The sequence below is a fragment of the Natrialba taiwanensis DSM 12281 genome (assembly GCF_000337595.1).
Taxonomy (GTDB): Archaea; Halobacteriota; Halobacteria; order Halobacteriales; family Natrialbaceae; genus Natrialba; species Natrialba taiwanensis.
The window spans coordinates 1-20,074 of the sequence record NZ_AOIL01000020.1; the positions used below are offsets into that span (position 1 = coordinate 1).

The 20,074-nt window shown below is 54.0% G+C and carries 18 protein-coding genes and 3 pseudogenes; 17 read left to right on the forward strand and 4 right to left on the reverse strand.

The features are described 5' to 3' along the window. From C484_RS07580 to C484_RS07620, 9 genes and pseudogenes are all read left to right on the forward strand, one after another. Positions 1 to 281: pseudogene (locus C484_RS07580) on the forward strand (hypothetical protein); the annotation flags it as partial. Next, positions 278 to 1,141 (forward strand): hypothetical protein, encoded by an 864-nt coding sequence (locus C484_RS07585; RefSeq protein ID WP_239640942.1) that lies wholly within the window; start codon positions 278 to 280, stop codon positions 1,139 to 1,141. The pseudogene C484_RS07580 and the gene C484_RS07585, both read left to right, overlap by 4 nt. Further along, entirely contained in the window at positions 1,142 to 2,350 is a 1,209-nt protein-coding gene (locus tag C484_RS07590) for a hypothetical protein (protein WP_006667330.1), read from the forward strand. A gap of 5 nt (positions 2,351 to 2,355) precedes the next feature. Further along, complete coding sequence (locus C484_RS07595) at positions 2,356 to 5,661, forward strand: VirB4 family type IV secretion system protein (RefSeq protein ID WP_049915145.1); 3,306 nt, start codon at positions 2,356 to 2,358, stop codon at positions 5,659 to 5,661. A 4-nt stretch (positions 5,662 to 5,665) separates the two neighbouring features. Beyond that, entirely contained in the window at positions 5,666 to 6,853 is a 1,188-nt protein-coding gene (locus C484_RS07600; protein ID WP_006825365.1) for a hypothetical protein, read from the forward strand. Continuing rightward, the gene (locus tag C484_RS07605; protein WP_049915133.1) at positions 6,843 to 9,896 is read left to right on the forward strand and encodes a TraM recognition domain-containing protein; all 3,054 of its coding nucleotides are present in this window, start codon (positions 6,843 to 6,845) and stop codon (positions 9,894 to 9,896) included. The genes C484_RS07600 and C484_RS07605 overlap by 11 nt, the downstream gene beginning before the upstream one ends. A gap of 357 nt (positions 9,897 to 10,253) precedes the next feature. Then, a complete protein-coding gene (locus C484_RS07610) occupies positions 10,254 to 11,510 on the forward strand; it encodes a phage NrS-1 polymerase family protein (protein ID WP_049915135.1) in 1,257 nt (418 codons plus the stop codon). Positions 11,511 to 11,704: 194 nt separating this feature from the next. Then, positions 11,705 to 11,980 carry a ribbon-helix-helix domain-containing protein gene (locus C484_RS07615; RefSeq protein ID WP_006825368.1) on the forward strand — a complete coding sequence of 92 codons (276 nt, stop codon included), beginning with the start codon at positions 11,705 to 11,707 and terminating at the stop codon, positions 11,978 to 11,980. Positions 11,981 to 12,548: 568 nt separating this feature from the next. Continuing rightward, entirely contained in the window at positions 12,549 to 12,824 is a 276-nt protein-coding gene (locus C484_RS07620) for a PadR family transcriptional regulator (RefSeq protein ID WP_006825370.1), read from the forward strand. Between the two features lie 173 nt (positions 12,825 to 12,997). On the opposite strand, the gene C484_RS07625 is transcribed toward C484_RS07620, so the two are convergent. Beyond that, positions 12,998 to 13,432, reverse strand: a complete 435-nt coding sequence (locus C484_RS07625) for a cytidine deaminase (protein ID WP_006825371.1) — start codon at positions 13,430 to 13,432, stop codon at positions 12,998 to 13,000. A 713-nt stretch (positions 13,433 to 14,145) separates the two neighbouring features. On the opposite strand from C484_RS07625, the gene C484_RS07630 reads away from it, so the two are divergent. The 3 genes from C484_RS07630 (at position 14,146) to C484_RS07640 (ending at position 16,189) form a co-directional block, all read left to right on the forward strand. Further along, positions 14,146 to 14,847 carry a DUF7437 domain-containing protein gene (locus C484_RS07630; RefSeq protein ID WP_006825372.1) on the forward strand — a complete coding sequence of 234 codons (702 nt, stop codon included), beginning with the start codon at positions 14,146 to 14,148 and terminating at the stop codon, positions 14,845 to 14,847. A 198-nt stretch (positions 14,848 to 15,045) separates the two neighbouring features. After that, positions 15,046 to 15,984 carry a hypothetical protein gene (locus C484_RS07635; RefSeq protein ID WP_049915137.1) on the forward strand — a complete coding sequence of 313 codons (939 nt, stop codon included), beginning with the start codon at positions 15,046 to 15,048 and terminating at the stop codon, positions 15,982 to 15,984. Then, complete coding sequence (locus tag C484_RS07640) at positions 15,977 to 16,189, forward strand: HalOD1 output domain-containing protein (protein ID WP_006825374.1); 213 nt, start codon at positions 15,977 to 15,979, stop codon at positions 16,187 to 16,189. The genes C484_RS07635 and C484_RS07640 overlap by 8 nt, the downstream gene beginning before the upstream one ends. A gap of 34 nt (positions 16,190 to 16,223) precedes the next feature. Here the strand turns inward: C484_RS07640 and C484_RS22175 are convergent. The 3 genes and pseudogenes from C484_RS22175 to C484_RS07650 all read right to left on the reverse strand — a co-directional run bounded on the left by C484_RS22175 (position 16,224) and on the right by C484_RS07650 (position 17,680). Then, positions 16,224 to 16,920: pseudogene (locus C484_RS22175) on the reverse strand (IS6 family transposase). A gap of 122 nt (positions 16,921 to 17,042) precedes the next feature. Continuing rightward, the gene (locus C484_RS07645) at positions 17,043 to 17,321 is read right to left on the reverse strand and encodes a PadR family transcriptional regulator (RefSeq protein ID WP_006825375.1); all 279 of its coding nucleotides are present in this window, start codon (positions 17,319 to 17,321) and stop codon (positions 17,043 to 17,045) included. A 95-nt stretch (positions 17,322 to 17,416) separates the two neighbouring features. After that, a complete protein-coding gene (locus C484_RS07650; RefSeq protein WP_006667351.1) occupies positions 17,417 to 17,680 on the reverse strand; it encodes a hypothetical protein in 264 nt (87 codons plus the stop codon). A 403-nt stretch (positions 17,681 to 18,083) separates the two neighbouring features. On the opposite strand from C484_RS07650, the gene C484_RS07655 reads away from it, so the two are divergent. The 5 genes and pseudogenes from C484_RS07655 (at position 18,084) to C484_RS07675 (ending at position 20,039) form a co-directional block, all read left to right on the forward strand. Next, positions 18,084 to 18,464 carry a hypothetical protein gene (locus C484_RS07655; protein WP_006825376.1) on the forward strand — a complete coding sequence of 127 codons (381 nt, stop codon included), beginning with the start codon at positions 18,084 to 18,086 and terminating at the stop codon, positions 18,462 to 18,464. Between the two features lie 160 nt (positions 18,465 to 18,624). Next, positions 18,625 to 18,816: a hypothetical protein gene (locus tag C484_RS22895; RefSeq protein ID WP_152422671.1), complete on the forward strand. Its 192-nt coding sequence runs from the start codon at positions 18,625 to 18,627 to the stop codon at positions 18,814 to 18,816. A gap of 373 nt (positions 18,817 to 19,189) precedes the next feature. Next, positions 19,190 to 19,390: a hypothetical protein gene (locus C484_RS07665; protein ID WP_006825378.1), complete on the forward strand. Its 201-nt coding sequence runs from the start codon at positions 19,190 to 19,192 to the stop codon at positions 19,388 to 19,390. Beyond that, positions 19,387 to 19,692, forward strand: coding sequence for a hypothetical protein (locus tag C484_RS07670; protein ID WP_006825379.1), 306 nt, complete (start codon positions 19,387 to 19,389; stop codon positions 19,690 to 19,692). The genes C484_RS07665 and C484_RS07670 overlap by 4 nt, the downstream gene beginning before the upstream one ends. Positions 19,693 to 19,704: 12 nt before the next feature. Next, positions 19,705 to 20,039: pseudogene (locus C484_RS07675) on the forward strand (DUF7558 family protein). Positions 20,040 to 20,074: the final 35 nt, after the last annotated feature.

Here is a 20,074-nt window from a genome sequence, read left to right on the forward strand (position 1 = left end):
CCGCGGCTGTGAACGCCAGTGGAATAGCCGTTCTTGAACTCGAAGAGCGCCCATCGCTGGTCGTTGATGGCCAGTACGTTCCCAGAGACTGGTGGCGTGCAGAGCAGTTGTACTCCTCAGCATCGGATCGAGCAAAGATTCCTGCGAACTATCCTGAGTTCCAGAAACTCGTCGAGTTCGTTCTCGTAACACTCCTCTGGTTCTTGCCAGCTGCTCTGGCTGTCTATGGCTTCGACTATGTGACCGGTGGCGCGGCCCTTGGACTGAGAGATCAACAATGACAGAAGACACGCATCCAGACGAGAGTCGTATCGCTCGCCGATCAGTTCTTGCCAGCCTTGGCGTTGGCACAGCCTTGCTTGCTGGCTGTACCTCTAATCCCGTTTCTGGGCCATCCACAAACAGTACAGACGGAACTGGGCTCAGTGTCGAAGAGAGTGATGTCTTCTCTGCCGTTGAGATGAACGACGAGTACCTCGAAATCGAGGTTACCGATGAGACCTCTATCGAGTTCATCAATCTCGTTGATCCTGAGGGAGAACTCTACAACCAGCAACGACTCGAGAACGGTGAAACCAAAACGTCGTTCGAAGTTCTTGGTCGCTATGAAGATGCTTTTCCCACTGGGGACTACAAGCTGATCGCTCTCCAGGGTGACGAACAAATCGATACGACGACGATTACGCTCGAGGCCGATTGTACGATCACAGATGTACTCTGGGCTGCAGAGAATCCCGATATGGACTGGGATACAAAGCCGTCTGATTGGGAGACCTATGCAGCGGTCGTAATTGAGAATACGGGAACAATTCCGTCGTTACTCACAGAGCTTGAGTGGACAGAAGCCCCGGTCGCGAAACTACAGTCCAAGGGGTCGCAATCATATTATCACGAAACCCGATTGCCGCCAGGAAAAACTACAGTCTATTCGAAGGGGTCTGTTTATGCAACGAATGGTGCAGTGCATTCTCTTGACTGTAGTGATCTCGAGACGGAACCATTGACTGTCACGGCTACTGTTCAGGTCGGGTCAAATCCATCGTATACTCAGCAAATCCAGTATGGAGACGGCAAGTCTTGTGAAATCTCGATTGTCAATGACAGCGCTGACGCATCTACATCTAGCGAGGGTGAGAATTAAATGGCATGGCTGCAAGAAGAAGTTGAAAACGCAATTGAGAATGTCATTGAGGATTTCACTGATGCTCTTCTCGGCCTTATTAATAATATCTATGAGGCAATCTTAGGTCCTATTGTCGGCGTCCCGACTCCGAAGTCAGATTCTGGATACATGGTTGTTGGTGCCCCAGATAATGCGCCGTGGGAGAGTCTGTACCAGGATGTATACCTCTCGTACATTATGCCGCTGGCAATCATGATGTCGGTCATCGCTTTTGCATTCGTTGGTCTCCGAGCGGGATCGATGAGCGAGTATCGACGAAAGCAACTCCTCCGACGGCTTGGTCTCGTATTCATGGGAACATTCGTCTGGTTCCCACTCGTATCTATTCCCTTGCAATTCATCGATGCAGTGGGGCTCACGATCGCTCCAACCGACGAGATGTCTGCGGGGCTCGGGGGGCTTATTCAATCCTCTCTCGGAGGCACGTTTGCTGTTCTTGCGATGGTTGTCATATCGAATTTCTTCTTGGTAGTTGCTGGGTTCATAGTTGCACTTCGCTGGATTTCGCTCTGTGTATTAACACCGATAATGCCATTGCTGGGCGTTCTCTGGTCAATGGAAGTCTGGCCATTTAGCCCAGCAGCAAACATGGCCCGTCGAGCTGCTGGAATCTATCCTGGACTCGTACTTGCTGGCATTCCTCCAGCTATCCTTTTCCGAATTGGGTGGGAGGTCGGTGGTCTTGAAACCTCTGTCAAGGGGCTTTTTTCGCTATTCATTGGATTAGCCTTGATCCCAGCAGCGATTATCGCGATGCTCATGACAGTCTACTGGAGCAGCCCAGCAATGCGGACCATCGCTCAGAAAGGTGTGTCTGCGACGAATCCTGGCGCAGCTGCATCAGGAGCGGCAAAGGCGAAACGCGCTTCTGGAAAGACCGTCCGTGGCGCCCGAAATGTCCACCGAGGATACGCAGACAACAAGATTGGCGCAGTCACGAAGAGCGGACAAACCACGATCGGGAGTAGCGGTTCGAAGGCATACAAGGTCGGTGCATCCGCTCGCTCGACAAAGACCCATGCTGGCCGCTACAACAACCTTCGGAAGTCGAAGACGGGCCGAATGCGCGATAAGGCTACCGATGACGCTCGAAAAGCGACACAGAAGGTCTCGACTCGAACGAAACGTGGACTCAAAAATACGAAGCGAAAGGTCTCACGGTGGTGATACTCGTGAGTACGAATACAGCTGACGGCGAGTATAACGCCCGAAAAATCCACCAATCACTCGGCGGCACAACAGCCTTCTTTCGAGGTTACACGATTGGCGAACTCATGCTATTTCTCGCGGTGGCCTTCGTCACCGTCGTTGCAGCAACGTTCGTTCCAGCGGCACTGACAATCCCAGTATTAGGGTTTGGGACGATGGTCACAACAGTGCTGTTCTTGCTGCATAAGGTGAAACCGAGATATCTCTGGCTTACAGAGTGGCTTGCCGCTCGCTTTGGCTGGGCGATCAAGAACAAAGAATACACTCACGGCGATGCGGACAGCAGTGAAGTCCGGTATTTAACTCGCCTACAGCGAGTCTATCCCCACGCTCTGGAACGAACGGATGGTGCACTCGTCGGAGCGATGAAAGTCGAGCCAGCGAACATGGCTCTCGAAGACGACGATGCATGGGCGAAGGCTGTCCAGTCCTTCTCAGAGTTCGCCAACTCGACGGTCGACTTCCCGGTAAAGATCTACGTTACTAGTCGAGAGGTCGCCGAGGACGATGTCGTCCGTGCACATCGTGATCGACTTGGTGATGCTGATGTCCGCTCTCGCCCAGTGTTGAAACGACTCCTCTCGGAGTACGTTTCTGCAAACACAACCGACAACGGGGACATCGACGCCGAAACAACCACGATCCGGGAGTATTATCTCATCACTGCTGTCACTGACGACGATATCGACCAGTTCGACGAAACCAGCGACAGCGTCCTCGCGTATCTCGCCAATGTCCCTATTCTCGGACGGTTCTTCGGTCGCTTTCAGACCGATGATCTGACTGAATCCGAGCGTGAGCAACTCAAAGAGGAACAACTCGAATCTCGACTTGCACAGCTGCGTCGTGGCGGATCGTCACTCTACCGGTGTACGATCAGCCCTGTGGATGCATACGATCTCACTCGGATCACGAAGGAGTACTGGACATGTCGATCGGAAGACTACGCTAACATCGCCGAGGCTCTGGGGACGTTCCCGGTCGTCTCCCACGGAATTAGCGACGGTGTGCCGGCGACACCCGATCCCGATGCTGTCCTTGAGGCAATGGCTGAACGGGACAGTACAGCCAACACGGATTCAGATTCCCATGAAGGGGCCGCTAACGAGGATACTGACACTCCATCTGCTCCTGCTGCTGATCGATTACCAGATACGTCGACGATGCATCAGTCGGTTATTGCGCCGTCAACAGTCGACTGGGAGACGACTTACGCTGTGATCAACGACGAGACGTACGTTCGAACGTTCTGGATCGAACAGTTCCCCGAGGAGCCAGCGGATGGACTCCTCGAACGACTATTGCTCGAAACCGATCTCCAGACGGATATCAGCATCCACCTCGATCCGTTCGATAGCCAGTCAGCCCAGGATATGATGGCAGACTGGATTTCGGATTTGAAGATCAATCAGCACGACTCGAACAGCCTCAAAGCCGAGGATCTGCAGGAGGATATCGACCAAGCGAAGTACATGCGGTCACTCGTTCGCGCGAACAAAGCGTCGTTCTACCGCGGTGGCGTGTTCATCCGACTCGCCGCTGAGAGCGAGCAGGCACTCGACAATCAGACAACCCGCTTGCGGTCGATCATCAAAGACGCGCCGGCAAACTGTACCCTCAAGGTTGCGAGTCGGTGGCAGGAACATGGGCTTGCAACAGTGTCGCCGCTTGGAACGAACGAACTGGGACGTGATCGGATGTCGACGCTCACGAATCAGGCGATCGGCGCGATGTTCCCCTTCTCGTCGAACTACCTGATGATGGACGACGGTATCGAGTACGGCTATCACGGACACAACGGCTCGCCTGTCCGCATCAATCCGTGGGAACTCGACACCGGGCACAGTGAACTCGTCGTCGGAATGCCGGGTGCCGGGAAAACGTTCGGCGGGATCATGCGTCACCTTCGAATGATGAAGCGCCGTCACGACACGATGCTCGTTCTCGTCGATCCGGTTGGCGGCTTCCGCGGCATTGCAGATGCCCTGAACGCGAAGACGATCACCGTTGGTGGCGATACGAAACTGAATCCACTCGAGATCCGTGAAACGCCCCAGCACGTTCTTGACTCGGGTGAAGGGATCTCTCCCCTCTCGGCGAAGAAAGACGAGGTCTACGCTGTCCTCGAGAACTTTCTCGATGCTCGTGATATCGACCTCGGGACTGAGACTGGCGTCCTCTCGTATGTCATTGATGAGGCTTACCGGCAAGCAGGTATCGTCGAAGACGATGTCTCGACGCACACGTCGGCAAACTCGCCGACGATGCAGGACGTCCATCGAATCCTCTGCGATATCGCCGAGAACCCAGACGAGCACAATATCGCAGCATCCGAATCCGCCCGCGAACGTGCCGCCCAGTACGCCGATGAACTCGCGATTGCGTTCCAGCCGTTTCGAGAGGGTGGAGCCTACGAAAACCTCTCCCATCACTCGGAGATCGATATCCTGGAAGGCGACAACAAGGTTGTCTACATCGACCTCGGCCAGATCGAGGGGAGCGCCTCGGGGATCGACCGCCAGACGTTCCTAATGCAACTGCTTCTGTCGACGATCTATCAGCAGGCAAAGAACACCCAACGGAACGTTGAACTCGCGATCGATGAAGCTCACTATCTCTTCGAAGATCAGGCAAACCTCGACTTCCTCGAGACGGCGTTCCGTCACCAGCGCCACGCCGGCCTTCGAATGGTACTCCTCTCGCAGACGGCCCAAGAGTTCTACGAGACCGAACAGGCGGAGAAGATTATCGGCATGTGTCCGATCAAGGTATTCCACAAGCTTCCTGACCTAGATGATCGGACAGCGGATAAAATCGGGCTCACAGAAGAGCAACGCCGGTACGTCAGAGGGGCTGACGCCGGAAAGGAAGATCTCGGCTATAGTCAGTCACTCGTCCGCGTTGAAGAACACGGCACGTACCCGCTGCATGTCGTCGCCGACGAGTTCGAGAAGCGGGTTATCGATTACGAACCTGAGGACCAGGCCTTCATTCAACAGGCGATGAACGACGAGTCAGCGGAGCTGCTCGCTTTCGAAGAGTTCGTCGAGACCGAAGCACAGCGTAACTCGCTTGCGACCCGCCTTGACATCACCGCCGAGACGGCAAGCAAACTCCTTGAGGAGGACCTCACCAAGACGGAAGTCCTTGATGCAGTCGTCAAACAGGCTCTCGAGACGGATACAGACACCGAGGAGGCACCGATCCAGACCGATGGCGGAGAGTCAGCTCTCGATCAGCTCACCACTGAGGCGGAGTATGACAACTAAGACCATGACTACGCTCAATCGTTTCACGAAGATACTCGATTCGTCGCCCCAGTACGAGGCAACGCAACTCGAATTCGGAGAGGAGGAATCGTTCGTCCAGCAGCAGGCAGACACGCCGGGACTACTCTTGCGAATCCGCCCTTACAAAGAGAACGACGGCGTCGTGGATGGGGCCGGCGTTCTCCAGTCAGTCCACGACGTGACGACGAGTTTCCGTGGGAAGAACACGAGTGACCACCATTCGTTCGAAGTCTGGTTCGATGAGGGCAAGATCTCGTTCTATATGCATGCTGCTACTGAGGCAGCCGCAGACAAGTTCCGCCGACGTGTCGGCAACAACTACGCTAACAGTGAGATCTTCCCTGTCGAGGAAGGCTATGCGTTCCCCGTTATCGGCTCTGACGAGTACGTCGCCGGTGCATGGCTCGAAATGGAGAAAATTCCCTACTACCCCATCCGCCATCACAATAGCGAAGGCTTCGAGACGGATCCCTACGGCGAGATCACGAGCGAAATGCTGTCGCTCGACGAGAGTACGGTCGTCACGCAGGTCGTCTTCCGTCCGGCGAAGCAGTCCTGGACTGACGGTGATCGGTTCAAGCACAACAGCGTCGACGAACTCGCGCACGCACTTCGGCAAGGAACTTCTGTCGGGTGGCTCAATCCCCGGACACGACCGGCAAGTGAGAAGGACAAGCAGGCCGCGAAAACGATCGAACAGCAACGCGGGCAACAGGCGTTCCACGTGAATATTCGCGTATTGGCGGCCTCGAGTGAACAGGCCGAAGCTGAGGCTCGAGCCCGCGGTGTCGCGGGAATGTTTAGGAAGTACTACAACGCGATTACGGAACAGGGACTCGACGATAATCCGGTCTGGCATCGCAAAGAGCGGAAACGGGCTGAACGACTTCGACGATTCCTCCATCGTATGCGCGATCGCGAGTGGATCGATCGCCGTATGATCATGACCGTTGACGAACTCGCCGGCGTCGCACACATCCCCAACGCAGAGATTGAGACGCCGAAGATTGACTGGCGATACACGCAGCGTGGCGATCGACTCCCATCGGATGGATCTCGATACGACGCGGATGAGTTGCCGGCTGGTGGGCAGACATCCGGTGTTCCTGATGAGGCAGCAGTCTCCATTGATGGCTCTACTCGTGATCAGGAGGGATTTGATGGTATTTGATCGGTTCTTCAGACACAGTGGGGAGGATTCGAGTAGCGATCAGAACAGTGAGCACACGTCAGCAGACGAGGTATCCGATGATGAGGTTATGTCCTCAACTGGTGACGACCAGACTGATGTCACGAATAGCACTCGGTTGTCGTCTGACCAGCAATCAGCCGCTGGTGAACAATACCAGATCGTCGACCAAAACACGATCCGTATCGGTGGCAAGCCGATCCTCGCGGAAACGGCCGACGAAGGAACGGTTGCAGGTCCATTCGTTCGCGAAATGTTCGAAGCCGGGATGTACAACGCACCTTCCCCACTCTGGGTCGGCTACACGGAGGATCCCCAGACTGGGTTTCGTGAGGCACCGCTCCGATTTGACTCACTCTTTCGGCACAACTGGATCGCTGGGACGACCGGCTATGGAAAAACGACCGAACTCCTGAATATGATGGTGCAGTGGGCGTATTCGGGATACGGCTTCACCTACTTCGATCCAAAAGGTCGTGATTCTCGGGAACTCCTTCGGATGCTCCCCGAACATCGCCTTGAGGACGTGGTCTGGATCGAGCCCGGGTCGACCACCCACGAGAACACCGTTGGGATGAATTTCCTCGAAGTACCCAAATGCGAGACGACTGAGGAACTCGAGAACGAGATCGAAAACCGGGTCGAGAACCTGAAAGCAGTCTTCGATACGTCCGACTACTGGGGCATTAATATGGAGGCGATCACCGAGTCGATGGCTCGAGCAATGATGAAATCCGAGCAGCCGTTTTCGGTCATCGATATGTACTTCATTCTATTGAATGCCGACCGTCGCGAAGACTTCGCACTCGATGTCGAGGACCCCTATATCCGAGAGTTCTGTCTCGAGATTGCGAACATGGAAGAAGAGACGGTTCGTCCGCTCCTGAAACGGATCAAGTCTTGGGTCGAGAACTCGGTGATTCGCCGGATTATCGCTCACCGGGAGAGTACGATCAACTTCCGCGATATCATTGAGAACGATCGGATTGTGATCGTTCGAACGCCCATCGAGAATACGGACATCAAGAAGATGGTCACACTGGGTGTGATGCGGAATCTCTGGAGTGCTATTCAGCGCCGTTCATACGAACTGGATACTGATCCAGACCCCTACTTCGTTCTCTGTGACGAGTTCGACGACATCGCCAGCGACAATCTCGATATCGAGTCGATGCTAGCCCGTGCTCGGTCGATGCGGTTGTCGGTGACTCTTGCCTCACAGTATCCCTCGCAGTTCGACGAAGATACGCTAAAAGCGATGCAGAATAACTGTGACAATCTCCTCACATTTTCAGTCAACGACAGCGACGATGCCGAATTGTTGATGAAACGCTTCCGTGATTACACGGCCGAAGACCTCATCACTACCGACCAGTTCAAAGTTTGGACACGGATCCCCCTCTCGGGTGGACGTTACTCTGAGCCCGTTTTGATTCGGACGTTTCCGCCGTACCCGCCCCTTCGAGGGACGGATGCTGTCGATCAGATCATCGAACAGAGTCTCGAGCGGTATGGGACTGATCCGCTGACGGACGCTGAAATCCTGAACGATCTCATTTATAGCGATTCGAACGAGGCAGCCAACCCCACGAAGATTCTCGAGGAGACGATGGCGAAAGCCGTTCGTGCAGTCCAAATCCGGGAAAGTGTACGGGCGGAAAACGGCTGGGTCGATGTCACTGCCGTCGACGAGGAACTCGCGGCCCGTCTTGAGAATACTGAGCCTGAAATCGACGTTGTACCCGAAGACTTGCCTGACGTTCGTGAGGAATCTCGGTTGCTCGAGGTTACGTTGCAAAGCGATGAGATCGTGGTTCGGCTCACTGAGGATGGAGAAACACTGGTCGAACCCGAGACAGGTACTGTTCGATCAGCCGGTGGCTCGAGTCACGATGCACTCCTCCTCGAAACGGAAACAGCACTCACCGAACGTGGGTTCAGTGTCGAAATCCTCGAGCAGGATGGAAGCGAGCGGCCCGACGCAATCGCAACGCACCCCGATCATGACGTCGTGTTCAACATCGAAGCTGAGACGACGACGCCGGACCGACCGGTCAAGGTCTTGCAGAATCTCAAGCGAGCCTACGAAGCGGATCGGATTCCGATATTCGTTGTCCGTCCTGGTGACTCCAAGACAGAGTGGGCGACTCGAGTTGAGAATATTCTCTCGCCACCGCTGCAGGAACGAGCCGATGGTACTGAACAGTTCTACAACTGCGACGAGGTCGTAACCTTCAGTGGTGGTGCAACGGCTCATGGTGGCGTCACTGCGGTTCGACCTAGTACGTCTGAGACGAATCGAACTGTTTGGACACGAGAGAACGGTGAACTTGTCCTTTCGGACGGTGAGACAACGTTCGCCCGCGTTCCAGAGGAGGGCTCACTCTCGAAAGACAGTGTGCCAGCCTACTATAGCCATGATCGAGAAACCGGCCAGTATACTGTTTACGAGGCTGGAGAAAACCAGGTCTACGACTCGAGAGACGACTTTGAGGAGGAGTGGACGCCGGTCAAACGGCCGTTTCGTCCCACTGTCGACCTGCCAGATCCGGATTATTCGCGTGATAGCTATCTAATCCTGATCCATCCCACGGATGGAGGCCCTGTATTCTTCCAACAAGGCGAGACACACGAGTTGCCTGTATCATTGGACACTGGAGAGTTATGGCTGGATACTTCTTCGGATAAACTTCCCCAAGCATCGGGGTCGTTCCCATCAGTAGGAGCGGATTCGTCGGTAGAGGAGTCAGTAGAGATTGACCCAGATAGTGATGGTATCGAAGCGTTTGCAGCGATGTACATCAGGGAGGGTGGGGGAGCACAGATACCGAAGGCAACGCTGTTTCAGGCATACTCGAGTTGGACCGACAAGCACGATATTGATGGGACAAACGCGAGCTGGTTCGGTCGGAAGCTTTCGAACGTCGTCGACTATGAGGATAATCGGGCCAGAGACGGCGACGATCTGGTGACTGTCTACACCGGTATCGATCTGACCAGTGATGGATCAGAGTTCCTTGAGTGAGAGATCCTATCAGAACGATGAATATAATTCAGACACGTGGACCGCTGAAAATCTCGCCTCCACAGCCCAGATTCCGAAATACAATTGTCAACCGGTATATCTGGCATTATCTGCCGTATAGTCGGATTTGTTCAGGGCAAATTCTCTGTTCAGGTCAAGGAATTGAAAAATGTTCAGGGCAAAACCGCAGTACGGAGGCGATATTCAGGGTAAAACCCACCCCAAAACCAACTAGTATACAACGGGTTGCATCCGTTGGACAGGGTCACGAACAGTCTACCAGCCTATGGCATATTTATCAGCATACTGGTGAATAGTATGGGACCAAATGAACGCGCAGTAGGGGGCGGATCGGCGATGTCTGAAAGCACGATCTCGATGCTCCCTGAGCAGTTACGTGAGCGTAACCAGTGGGTGTGCTGGCGAGAAGAATCTCGGGATGGGAAACCAACAAAGATTCCGGTGACACCAGGCAGTGGTGAGTTTGCCTCCTCGACGGATCCGGACACATGGACATCGGTCGAAATCGCGCTCAAGTACGCCGATTCGGGAGATGCGGATGGCGTCGGGTTCGTGTTTACCGACGACGATCCCATCGTCGGCGTAGACCTTGATGACTGCCGAGACCCGGAGACTGGGGATGTCGACGACAGAGCGCAAGATATTATCGCACGACTTGACTCCTATACGGAGATTTCTCCCTCGGGAATTGGCTTCCATGTGCTTATCGAGGGAGAGCTCCCGGATGGACGGAATCGACGTGGAACTATCGAACTGTACGATACTGCTCGGTTTTTCACTGTGACCGGCGATCACCTCGAGGAGACACCTGGTCGCGTTGCTCGTCGACAGGATGCACTCGAAGCGATTCACCGGGAGTACGTCCAGGGCACTGATACTGGCGCAAAATCCGAATCCGAGAATCGTGGCGTGACTAGCGAGCAGGTTTCGACGGACAAGACAGTCGATATCGACGTTGACCTCGAGGATGAGGAGTTACTCGAAAAAGCGCGAAATGCATCGAACGGATCAAAGTTCGAGCGTCTTTGGAAGGGGAACACGGCAGGGTACGAGAGCCAGTCAGAAGCCGATATGGCGCTGTGCTGTCTGCTGGCCTTCTGGACCGGAGGCGATCACACTCGAGTAGATCGACTCTTCCGCCAATCAGGCATTCTCCGGGAGAAGTGGGACGACGTCCACTACGCCGATGGGTCGACGTACGGCGATAAGACCATCGAACGAGCGATTGCGAACACCTCCGAGTTTTACGATCCGGATGCTCGAGACGACTCGAGTGAAGCGAGTTCCAGAGAGAGCGAGTCGCCAACTACCGGCGACCGTGACGAGCCAGCGAAGAATCATGCGTATCTAGTCGAGAAAAATCGGCTGTTGTCCGACCGCGTCGATGACCTCGAGGCAACTCTCAAGGAGAAAGACGACCGTATCGACGAACTCGAAGCGACCAACGAATTACTTCGAGAGCAACTTAGAGACTGTCAGGAGACACTCGAGCGTCGTGAACAGACTTCGAACCCCGAGATGGATGAGACAAGTGCTGATGAAGACAACTCGATCTGGGGCCGTGTACGGCGGTTTGCCGGTGGCGACAATTGAGGCTTATTCTAAAGCTCTCCGCCGAGTTTATCGTCTCCCCGAAGGGGTGAGGTATTCAACAATGACTGCGACTAATCAAAGGGACGAACAACGCATTGCGTGGTTGTACGGATCGATTGAGAATTATAGACATAATCCGATTCCAGCACCCTCGACGGTACTGTTTTATGTGTGTGCTACGAACGTACAAGCGTATGTCTGAAGCTGAAACCAACAATGGTGATCCGGAGATTGAACGAATCAACCTTCGGATTTCCCAGTCATTCCGTGAAGTCGTCGATGAGACATGGCGCGAGCGAGGATTCAACAGTCGAAGTGAGTTTATCCGCTATGCACTGCGAGAGTCAGTAAACCATCCAGAGGGTGCTGGATTCTGGAAGGACCTTGCAATCAGCGAGGCTCAGTTTGATGACGGTGAAAGCCGCTCGAGCGAGGAGATTAAAGCAGCATATGGGACCGACGACGAGTGAAGACGAGTGGGATTGGGTATTTTCGTCTCGAGCGGAAGACCAACTTGCGCAGTTACCTGCTGAAACACAGGATCGAATCATCGCGAAGCTTGATGATGTTATTTCCTCGGAGTGGCGCGAGCCAACTGACTTCCTTGAGCCATTGACTAATTCACCGTACAAGAAGTTACGAGTGGGGCCCTATCGACTGGGATGTCGCCTCCGATCAAAAGAACACATCTTGCGCGTAGAGAGTGTTCGAAAGCGAGATGGGGCTTATTCAGCAGACGATTGAAGAATGATTGGCCCTCATAGCAGTCGTCTATCTTGGTCTCAAAACTCTCGAACGATCTGTGGATTCACAGTAGTTCACACTTAGTGTGGTGGGCATAGGCTACTCACATCTGTAGTATACGACTGTTCCACGACCAAATGGATCTGAAGAATAGAATTTCAGAAGGAACGAATCTTGTCGAACTGGTCACAAATGCACCCAGATAGTAACAGAGACCAGATCGTCATACAGTATACACATACAATTCAGATATGGAAATAAGTCAAATACAGGTTCGTTGATGACTCACATACAATGAACGACCTCACTGGCTTCCAGCGAGATTTGCTGTATGTGATTGTCGGTGCCGACCAACCATCCGGTCAAGACGTGAAGGAAGAAATCGAGGGGTATTACAGCGCTGAGATCAATCACGGTCGGCTCTACCCGAACCTCGATACACTCGTCAATAAGGAGTTAGTCGAGAAAGGGCAACTCGATCGCCGCACGAATTACTACGCTATCACCGATGCCGGATCAGATGAGATTGAGGACCGACGAGAATGGGAGAGTCAGTATATAGACACGTAACTATCCCTGATTCGGATTCAGAAGATCTGTTGAAATATTCTTCTTTATATGTATGTTCGCGTGAATCTACTGTACACTACATGTGCCTACTGAGCGCTACTCATCATACCAGTTGCAAAGAATGTTTTCTTCGCCATACAGGAATTAGGGTGCGAGTCTTGCAGTTTTTTCAGTCACCATGTTCGGGTTGGGAGGAGATCGATAGCTTTCACGATTCGGTTTTCTCCGCCAGAAGGGACAATGACGCGCATCTTTTCGTTATAGTCCGCCAGCAGTTCTCGGCAGCTCCCACACGGTGGAATGACTCGTGCTTCGTTTTCATCGTGAGACGGCATCGGGTATGCGACGGCGACAGTAGTGGTGATGTCATCGTGACTGTACCCGTCGGCGATTGCGGAGCCGACAGCGACTGGTTCCCCGCACATCGAAGCTCGGCCGACACTCGCCGGTAAACTCACACCTTCGTACACCGAGCCGTCCGCCATCTGAACTCCAGCCGTGACAATGTGTGCCCCGTCGAAGAACTCCGGATCGAACGTCCGCTCGTTCGTCCTCATGACTTGCTCGATGAGGGCTTCATCTTCTGACGATAGCGGAGTAGTTTCCATACCGGTTGAACCCACAACCGTATAATAAGTGTTTTGAACTGACACACCCATACACCGGCGAATGCCGGTTGATTTGTGTCCAATAAAACCGCGAATTCAATTAGATCACTGGGAACGAATGCCTCTTCTTTGCTAAACTCATACTCCAAATCTCGCGGCGGATTTCTGTCAGTTATTGGATTCTTGTTGGTGATTCCGATAACTCCTTGTTCTGTACTTGCCACGAGTTTCGTGAGTCCTTTCAGAATGAAGAAATAGAGCGACGATCTACCGATACCGTCGCGACTGTAATATCGTGTTTTTCATCCCCGAAATGGATGCGGGGCGGTCGAACCGTTTCGAGATAGCGTATGACTTCTGAGTGACACCACCCACGAGACCGTGGTATTGATCGAGTATTAGCCAACCGACATCCTTCCAAGCCACCCTGGCTGCCCTCGAGTTACACGTTCCAACCGATCAGAGTCGAGCGTCACTCATTTTATTCGTCGAGTGTGTCCTCATCGGACTCATATACGCGACGTCGGGACTGAGTATCGGCTCTCGAACGTCTGGGGTATCAAACAGAGACAGTACGTCGCAGCTGGTACCGTTAGTGAGACGTTCATCAAACGCTACTACGACGAACGACTCAATGGCATGAAGACGATCGCTTGAGCCTAGTGAGAAGAACCAGCGGTAGTCTGAAGTACATAGACTTCGAACAAACAGGTATGACCGATATGGATCGCATTCGTGCTGACGGTGGGATTGACGCGTTGGATCCACCACCGACAGACATCATGGACGAAGAGACGCTCGATCCGGCGGCGCTTGCCCAGAACGCGCCCAGACTCGAGACGGTCGTTCAACTTCTCAATCAGCCAGCGCTGGCTCGTGTCTACGTTTACGTCTGCTATTGGGGTCCCGTTTCGCCGCCAGAGATCATGGATGAACTCGAGCTGTCGAAATCGACGACCTACGAGTACGTCGACCAACTGGTCGACCTAGGTCTCATCGATCGAGATGACTCGACACGTCCCCAGCAGCTGACGGCCGATCCGATCATCATCGTCGAGCAGTACGTTCCCATCGTCATCACGCCGACGGTCCTGCACGCACTTGCACTCCAGGAAGTTGACGAGGATGTCGAGTATTTCATGGACCGCTACGGTGCTGGCAAACTCGTCGCTGCGCTGCGAGGTGCAGGGCTGCACTTTGCTGGGAAGACGACCCAGCGGATGGTCGCGACCGATATCGACGTTCGCGACACCGAAGCGATGATGATCATCTACGCGCTCAAACCAGCGCTGACTGTTGGCCGAACGCACGATCCGTTCTTCGAGCATCTGTTTCCGGATGTCCATGATCAGATGGATCTTCCTTCCCTTGATGAGGTAGACGGTGCTCCGACAGAGTCGGATTCTCCCGAATGAGGTCGTTGAATGAGCCGAGGAAATCTACTCTCTTCTGATCAGGATGTCTTTGTCGATGCAAACATCTTCTTTGCCATCGGACATCTCTCAAATTCGAGACACCTGTAACGGCGCTACTCGAGCTCCCCCGTCGAGTGTGTTTTTCTCCCCCTGAGGGGTGAGAGGCGTTCCAGAACGGAGCGTCCGTCGTCACAAACGATGACTACGAGCGACTGTTCGCAGGTGTCCTTCAGTAATTCGGACACCAGACGTGACGAGATGCACAGCACGATGGAAACCTGGGTCGAAGACCTCGTCGACGAGGTTGACGATGCAGTCTCGAGTGATCAGTTCCAGAGGTGGCTCGATGTACAGAGTCGCTTTCACGACTATTCACATCGAAATACGCTGCTGATCAATCGCCAGTATCCAAATGCGACCCGCGTCGCCGGCTATCGGACGTGGCAAAACGAGTGCGACCGGCATGTCAAAGAAGGCGAGAGCGCGATTTGGATCTGGGCACCGATCATCGCAAAGCAGTGCCCCGAGTGTGAGGACTCACCGTCGTACCACGATCGAAGCGATTGTGAGTACGACGAAACATCACCTGAAGACTGGTCGAAAGGACTTGTCGGCTTTCGGCCAGCGCCAGTCTTCGATATTTCTCAGACGAAGGGAGAGTCACTTCCCGAACTCGAAACGGAGGCGACCGGGGAGGCCGACGAACTGGTGCCAGCGCTCCTCCAGGGAGCTTCGATGCTTGAAGTGGAAGCCAAGGTCGTTTCTCCAACGGAGTGGCCTCACGGTAACGCCAGAGGCGTGTGTCAGTACCGCTCTCCTGCGGAGCGACCACTGATCGAGGTCCGCGATCGTGAGAACAGTGCCGACCTTGCTGTAACGACCATCCACGAGTACGCCCACGCACTCTTGCACGGTGACGTCGACGACGAGACCGAACGCTCGAAACGCGAACTCGAGGCCGAAGCCGTGGGGTACATTGTCGGTCGGTATTTCGGGCTGGACACGAGTGGGTCGGCGTTCTACCTTGCTACGTGGCAGGGCGAAGAGCCAGAGGCCATCCTCGACCGACTCGAGCGGATCAGTTCGACCGCTGCGGAGATTATTGGTGTCGTTGACGAGGAGATCACAGATGAGTAATCGGCACCTCCTCTTCGAAATCGTCGACGCGCTCGAAACGGAGGGACTCGATCGTGACGAGTACCAACTGCAACGGGTGATCGACGTCGAAGCACTCGAGCAACTCGTGGACTCGGCGAACGATGACCTCGAGATTAGATTCTCGGTCGGAGAGTTTCGTGTCCTCGTCACGCAGTCCGATGTACGAATCCTCACGAATTCGTAGACTGGCTCTGATTATATCCGTAACATCTGATGGTTTATACACTACGGCACTGTCTAGTGCAGAACTCCTCGACTGGTGTGTTTCCATCGAGAGCATGGTGCAGTCTGTAATGGTTGTAATAATGCCCGTACTGTTCAAGCCATCTGCGGACGCTTGTCCGACTGTCTACCCACGAGTTATGGAAGCAGTCGACACACATTTTGAGCATGTGAGACTACTTTTCAATGAGGTTTCAGTCGGTATAATTGACCCGACCGCTCAGTCCTAAGCGAGCAAGGACAGTCCGATAACCGAATTGATCGACAAGAAACTCAGCATCTGAAAGATCGTGTTTCTCACGGAGTCCATGCAGGAATGCAGCCGCAGGATCGGTTCCATGCCGCCCAAACAACGCGACATCAAGAATCACCTTTGTCTCAATGTCTATTGCAGCGTATAGCCAAGACCACTCGCCATTAATCATGACAGCGGTCTCGTCGACAGCGACCCGCGACGGCGACGCTGTTGGCAGGTCGCGTCCGCTGTCAGCCAGCCCATGTACCCAGTTCCCGACCGCTCCGTGAGAGCGTTCAACGCCTCGTTCAGCGAGAATCGCTGTTGTCTCTCGAAGTGAGCAACCAGTCTGATGGAGACGGATAGCGAACGCCCGTCAGAGCGTTCACCGTCCGCTCGTTCTCCCAAGATTCTTCTAGATCCGCTTCGGAGCTCTCGCTGAGCAGGTCTGCGAGCATCCTAGTCAAATCACCCAGCGGCCTGCTCGGTTCTCAAACTGGCTCAACTAGACAGTGTCCAAATAATGAATTTTCAGTAGAGATGAGTGTCTCCCAACCAACTATTCACAGAAGCCAATTCGTTAGTCGAGATCGATATACTGATTTTCCCACTCACGTCGTGCCTCGATTTCACGAGTTCCGCGACGCGAGGCTGAGTAGACGTTTGTTCGGCGATCTTTTTGGCCCTTCTCGACGAGGCCTTTGTCGACGAGTGTATCGAGGTTCGGATAGAGACGTCCGTGGTTAATTTTCGTTTCGTAGTAGGCTTCGAGTTCATCCTTGATTGCGAGTCCGTGTGGGTCATCCTGTCCGGCAATTACGTACAGCAAATCTCGCTGAAAGCCGGTAAGATCGTACATACCTGATCTAGAATAGATTGCTAGATAAGACTGTCTATTGCAAGATACTCTGTAAATTCACATAAGTACTGAATATGGCGATTAAAAATCACAGCTCAGTGCTCTGGTGTCGTCACACGGAGTTCGTCGTCGACTGCATAGAAGTAACCCCGTTCGAGAAGGCGAGTCAGTGCATGGTCCGCATCGCCAGGTTCGAGCGCGAGTTCATCAGCACTGAGAAGAATCTCACGTGCCTGCTCTCGAGGAACCGACTGTGCGCCTTCGTGATTCCCAGGATCGGTTCCGTGGGCACAAATGACATCGTAGGCGTCCAGAATCCACTCTGGGAGCGGCGGCCGTGGATCGATGATGTCGGTCATCGCGTCTTCGTACTGAATTCTCCATCTTTGTCCGCTTAAGGATATCCCCGATAAGCCGTCGATCCGAGATGTCAAGAAAACGTGAACACGGAAATCAGATTTGTACAGGCTTCTCTCTTGGTTTATCTCCCCCAGAAGGGGTGCGGGGCTTGCATGAACCACCCGCAGATATTGATGAAACCAACCAACAGTAAAATAACACCAACAGACGCTGAGAAACGTCACTTCTTGAGACGAGGTACCCATCGATAATGACCCGGACTGAATGCCGACTTCCGACCTGTTCAGTATCTGCCCGAAATCGAGCAGGATGCAGCGGACGATTCTGTTCGGACAGGTGTGAGGTCCGCTACGAACATCTCCAAGCAGATGCTCGTGATGCTGTTCAGGAGGCCGAGTTCTAATGGCCGACCAGGTCACCCCTCACAACAAAGATCTCTCAGCCAGTAACGTCGTTCTCGAACGCCGATCGTGGAACTACGCGTATCTCGGTGAGGATCAGAAATGTCGACACCATCACGTTGATCGCAAACAGGAGTGCATCATCGTGACGAGAACTCGCGCCGATCGTGATGATTCTGGAGCCGTGCCCGTATTCAGGCTTCAAGGACCGGTTCTCCATACAGAAGACATCGACCTCGCTTCGAATGGAGCCGGCGGAGACGATGTTCGACGCTGGATCGAGTTTATCGGAAGCAAAGTGTGCGGTGATGAAGACGGCTGGAAATCTCGCCCCGTCTCGGTGGCTGACCAGCTACAGAATGTATTCAAAGACGAACTCTGAATGGGATTATCTGAGTCTCAGCTATCGCTCGACGAAGCGAACGCCGTTGCAGGGATGGAGCAACCACCGCTCTTGTACGAGGGGTCTGCGAAGATCAAGGTGTTAACGAGAGAAATTGAGGCAGCCAGTAATCGCGATGGGATCCCCGTCGTGATTGTTGATGAACTCGAGCGGCGACGCCGTCGGCTCTGGCGAGCGCTTGAGCAAGCGGCTAAAGATGATCCAGTTGATGAACAGCGACAACGAAAGCACCGACGACGAATGGAACGTGAACGAGAACGACAGTTCCAGCGAATGGTACTCTAACCACTGCACGCATCAGAGGACAGCGGGAGAAAACGAGAGGGCTTGATCACCAAAGACTCGAAGACAAGCCATCTTCTCATCTGTCAGCGGTAGATATAAGTCGCTACCGATCAACAATTAGAACGGAAGCCATTAAACGGGCATTGAAATGCCCCGGGTGTTGGAGCACCCGAGACGTGGCTTCCAAACCCACCAGGGGTTTGCAAGCATGTTTGCGTACATTCTCACGGGATATAAACATCCCGTACGACTGATGCATAGAACGCTCCGACCAGCACTCGGTCTCTCCTGCGGTATTGGAGGCTCTATGGGGTGTCTTTCGGCATGACCGCCGGCACCGATTGTTCGGACTGTGGTGACATTCGAGACGATCACCTGTGCACAGATGCTCAAGATGCCGCTCCGGAGGCTGTATACTGATGCTCGAGCAGATCGATCCTCGGGGCAAGCACTTCACGATCGATGGTGAGAACATCGTTGACGAAGCAGCAACCGATCGTTGTCGTCAAACCAAGTTACTCGAACATCTGAGCAAGCGAGAGTTCTGCGAACTCGAGCATGCGACGACAGTCACTGGACCAGTCGATGTGCATCTCGCCATCGAGGTGTTCGAGCGATGACCGCAGACGATCTTGACCCAGACACTGTGTCCGGATCCGACCAAGCCCTCGGTGTTGATGACCCGACTCCCGACTTGGTGTACGATGATCAAGAATACCAGTCGGAAGGCGACGCCGTCGATGGCGAAAAGGTGACCACTGATGGTCTTCACAAAGCACTTCGCAAAGCTGAACGCGACCTGAGAGAGATCGATGAACAACTCCCCGACCCACTGACGCTCAACGACTCGCTCACTGAACTTCGCGCCACCGCAGCTGTGTATGCTCGGCTCGGCCCTGAACACCGCAATCGTGGGGACTAACCACTGGACATAGTGCAGCAAACGCTCGTTGGCTGTGCCTTCGGCGACTCCCCACCCGGCACCGAGACTGGCGAGGCGCACACTTGGGGGCAGGACGAGCGAGTCCCCCATCCAATCTGTGTCGACTGTGCCATCCAGACGCGGCTAGACCCCGACGAGCACGACTACCACGCCTACGACGGGTGCGAACTCGTCGTCGACGCGCTCGCAGCACTCACGCGGTTCCGCGTGGAGGTTGGCCATCTCGAAGGCCCGGTTGCAACTGTGCGAGCGGTGTAGTCCGGGCGGGCTGGCGACATACTGGACGCGACCTGGAGGAGCATCTCGTCGTGATGCCAGCGGAGTGACCCCAACACTCTTTACTGATTCGCTGTAAACTGTA

What these genes read in the sequence shown, in the direction of transcription:
- C484_RS07610 (WP_049915135.1), top strand. Translation starts at nt 10,254, where the DNA reads ATGTCTGAAAGCACGATCTCGATGCTCCCTGAGCAGTTACGTGAGCGT.
- C484_RS07630 (WP_006825372.1), top strand. Translation starts at nt 14,146, where the DNA reads ATGACCGATATGGATCGCATTCGTGCTGACGGTGGGATTGACGCGTTG.
- C484_RS07650 (WP_006667351.1), bottom strand. Translation starts at nt 17,680, where the DNA reads ATGACCGACATCATCGATCCACGGCCGCCGCTCCCAGAGTGGATTCTG.
- C484_RS07620 (WP_006825370.1), top strand. Translation starts at nt 12,549, where the DNA reads ATGAACGACCTCACTGGCTTCCAGCGAGATTTGCTGTATGTGATTGTC.
- C484_RS07585 (WP_239640942.1), top strand. Translation starts at nt 278, where the DNA reads ATGACAGAAGACACGCATCCAGACGAGAGTCGTATCGCTCGCCGATCA.
- C484_RS07635 (WP_049915137.1), top strand. Translation starts at nt 15,046, where the DNA reads ATGACTACGAGCGACTGTTCGCAGGTGTCCTTCAGTAATTCGGACACC.
- C484_RS22895 (WP_152422671.1), top strand. Translation starts at nt 18,625, where the DNA reads ATGAACTCGAGCGGCGACGCCGTCGGCTCTGGCGAGCGCTTGAGCAAG.
- C484_RS07615 (WP_006825368.1), top strand. Translation starts at nt 11,705, where the DNA reads ATGTCTGAAGCTGAAACCAACAATGGTGATCCGGAGATTGAACGAATC.
- C484_RS07670 (WP_006825379.1), top strand. Translation starts at nt 19,387, where the DNA reads ATGACCGCAGACGATCTTGACCCAGACACTGTGTCCGGATCCGACCAA.
- C484_RS07590 (WP_006667330.1), top strand. Translation starts at nt 1,142, where the DNA reads ATGGCATGGCTGCAAGAAGAAGTTGAAAACGCAATTGAGAATGTCATT.
- C484_RS07625 (WP_006825371.1), bottom strand. Translation starts at nt 13,432, where the DNA reads ATGGAAACTACTCCGCTATCGTCAGAAGATGAAGCCCTCATCGAGCAA.
- C484_RS07605 (WP_049915133.1), top strand. Translation starts at nt 6,843, where the DNA reads ATGGTATTTGATCGGTTCTTCAGACACAGTGGGGAGGATTCGAGTAGC.
- C484_RS07665 (WP_006825378.1), top strand. Translation starts at nt 19,190, where the DNA reads ATGCTCGAGCAGATCGATCCTCGGGGCAAGCACTTCACGATCGATGGT.
- C484_RS07655 (WP_006825376.1), top strand. Translation starts at nt 18,084, where the DNA reads ATGGCCGACCAGGTCACCCCTCACAACAAAGATCTCTCAGCCAGTAAC.
- C484_RS07645 (WP_006825375.1), bottom strand. Translation starts at nt 17,321, where the DNA reads ATGTACGATCTTACCGGCTTTCAGCGAGATTTGCTGTACGTAATTGCC.
- C484_RS07640 (WP_006825374.1), top strand. Translation starts at nt 15,977, where the DNA reads ATGAGTAATCGGCACCTCCTCTTCGAAATCGTCGACGCGCTCGAAACG.
- C484_RS07600 (WP_006825365.1), top strand. Translation starts at nt 5,666, where the DNA reads ATGACTACGCTCAATCGTTTCACGAAGATACTCGATTCGTCGCCCCAG.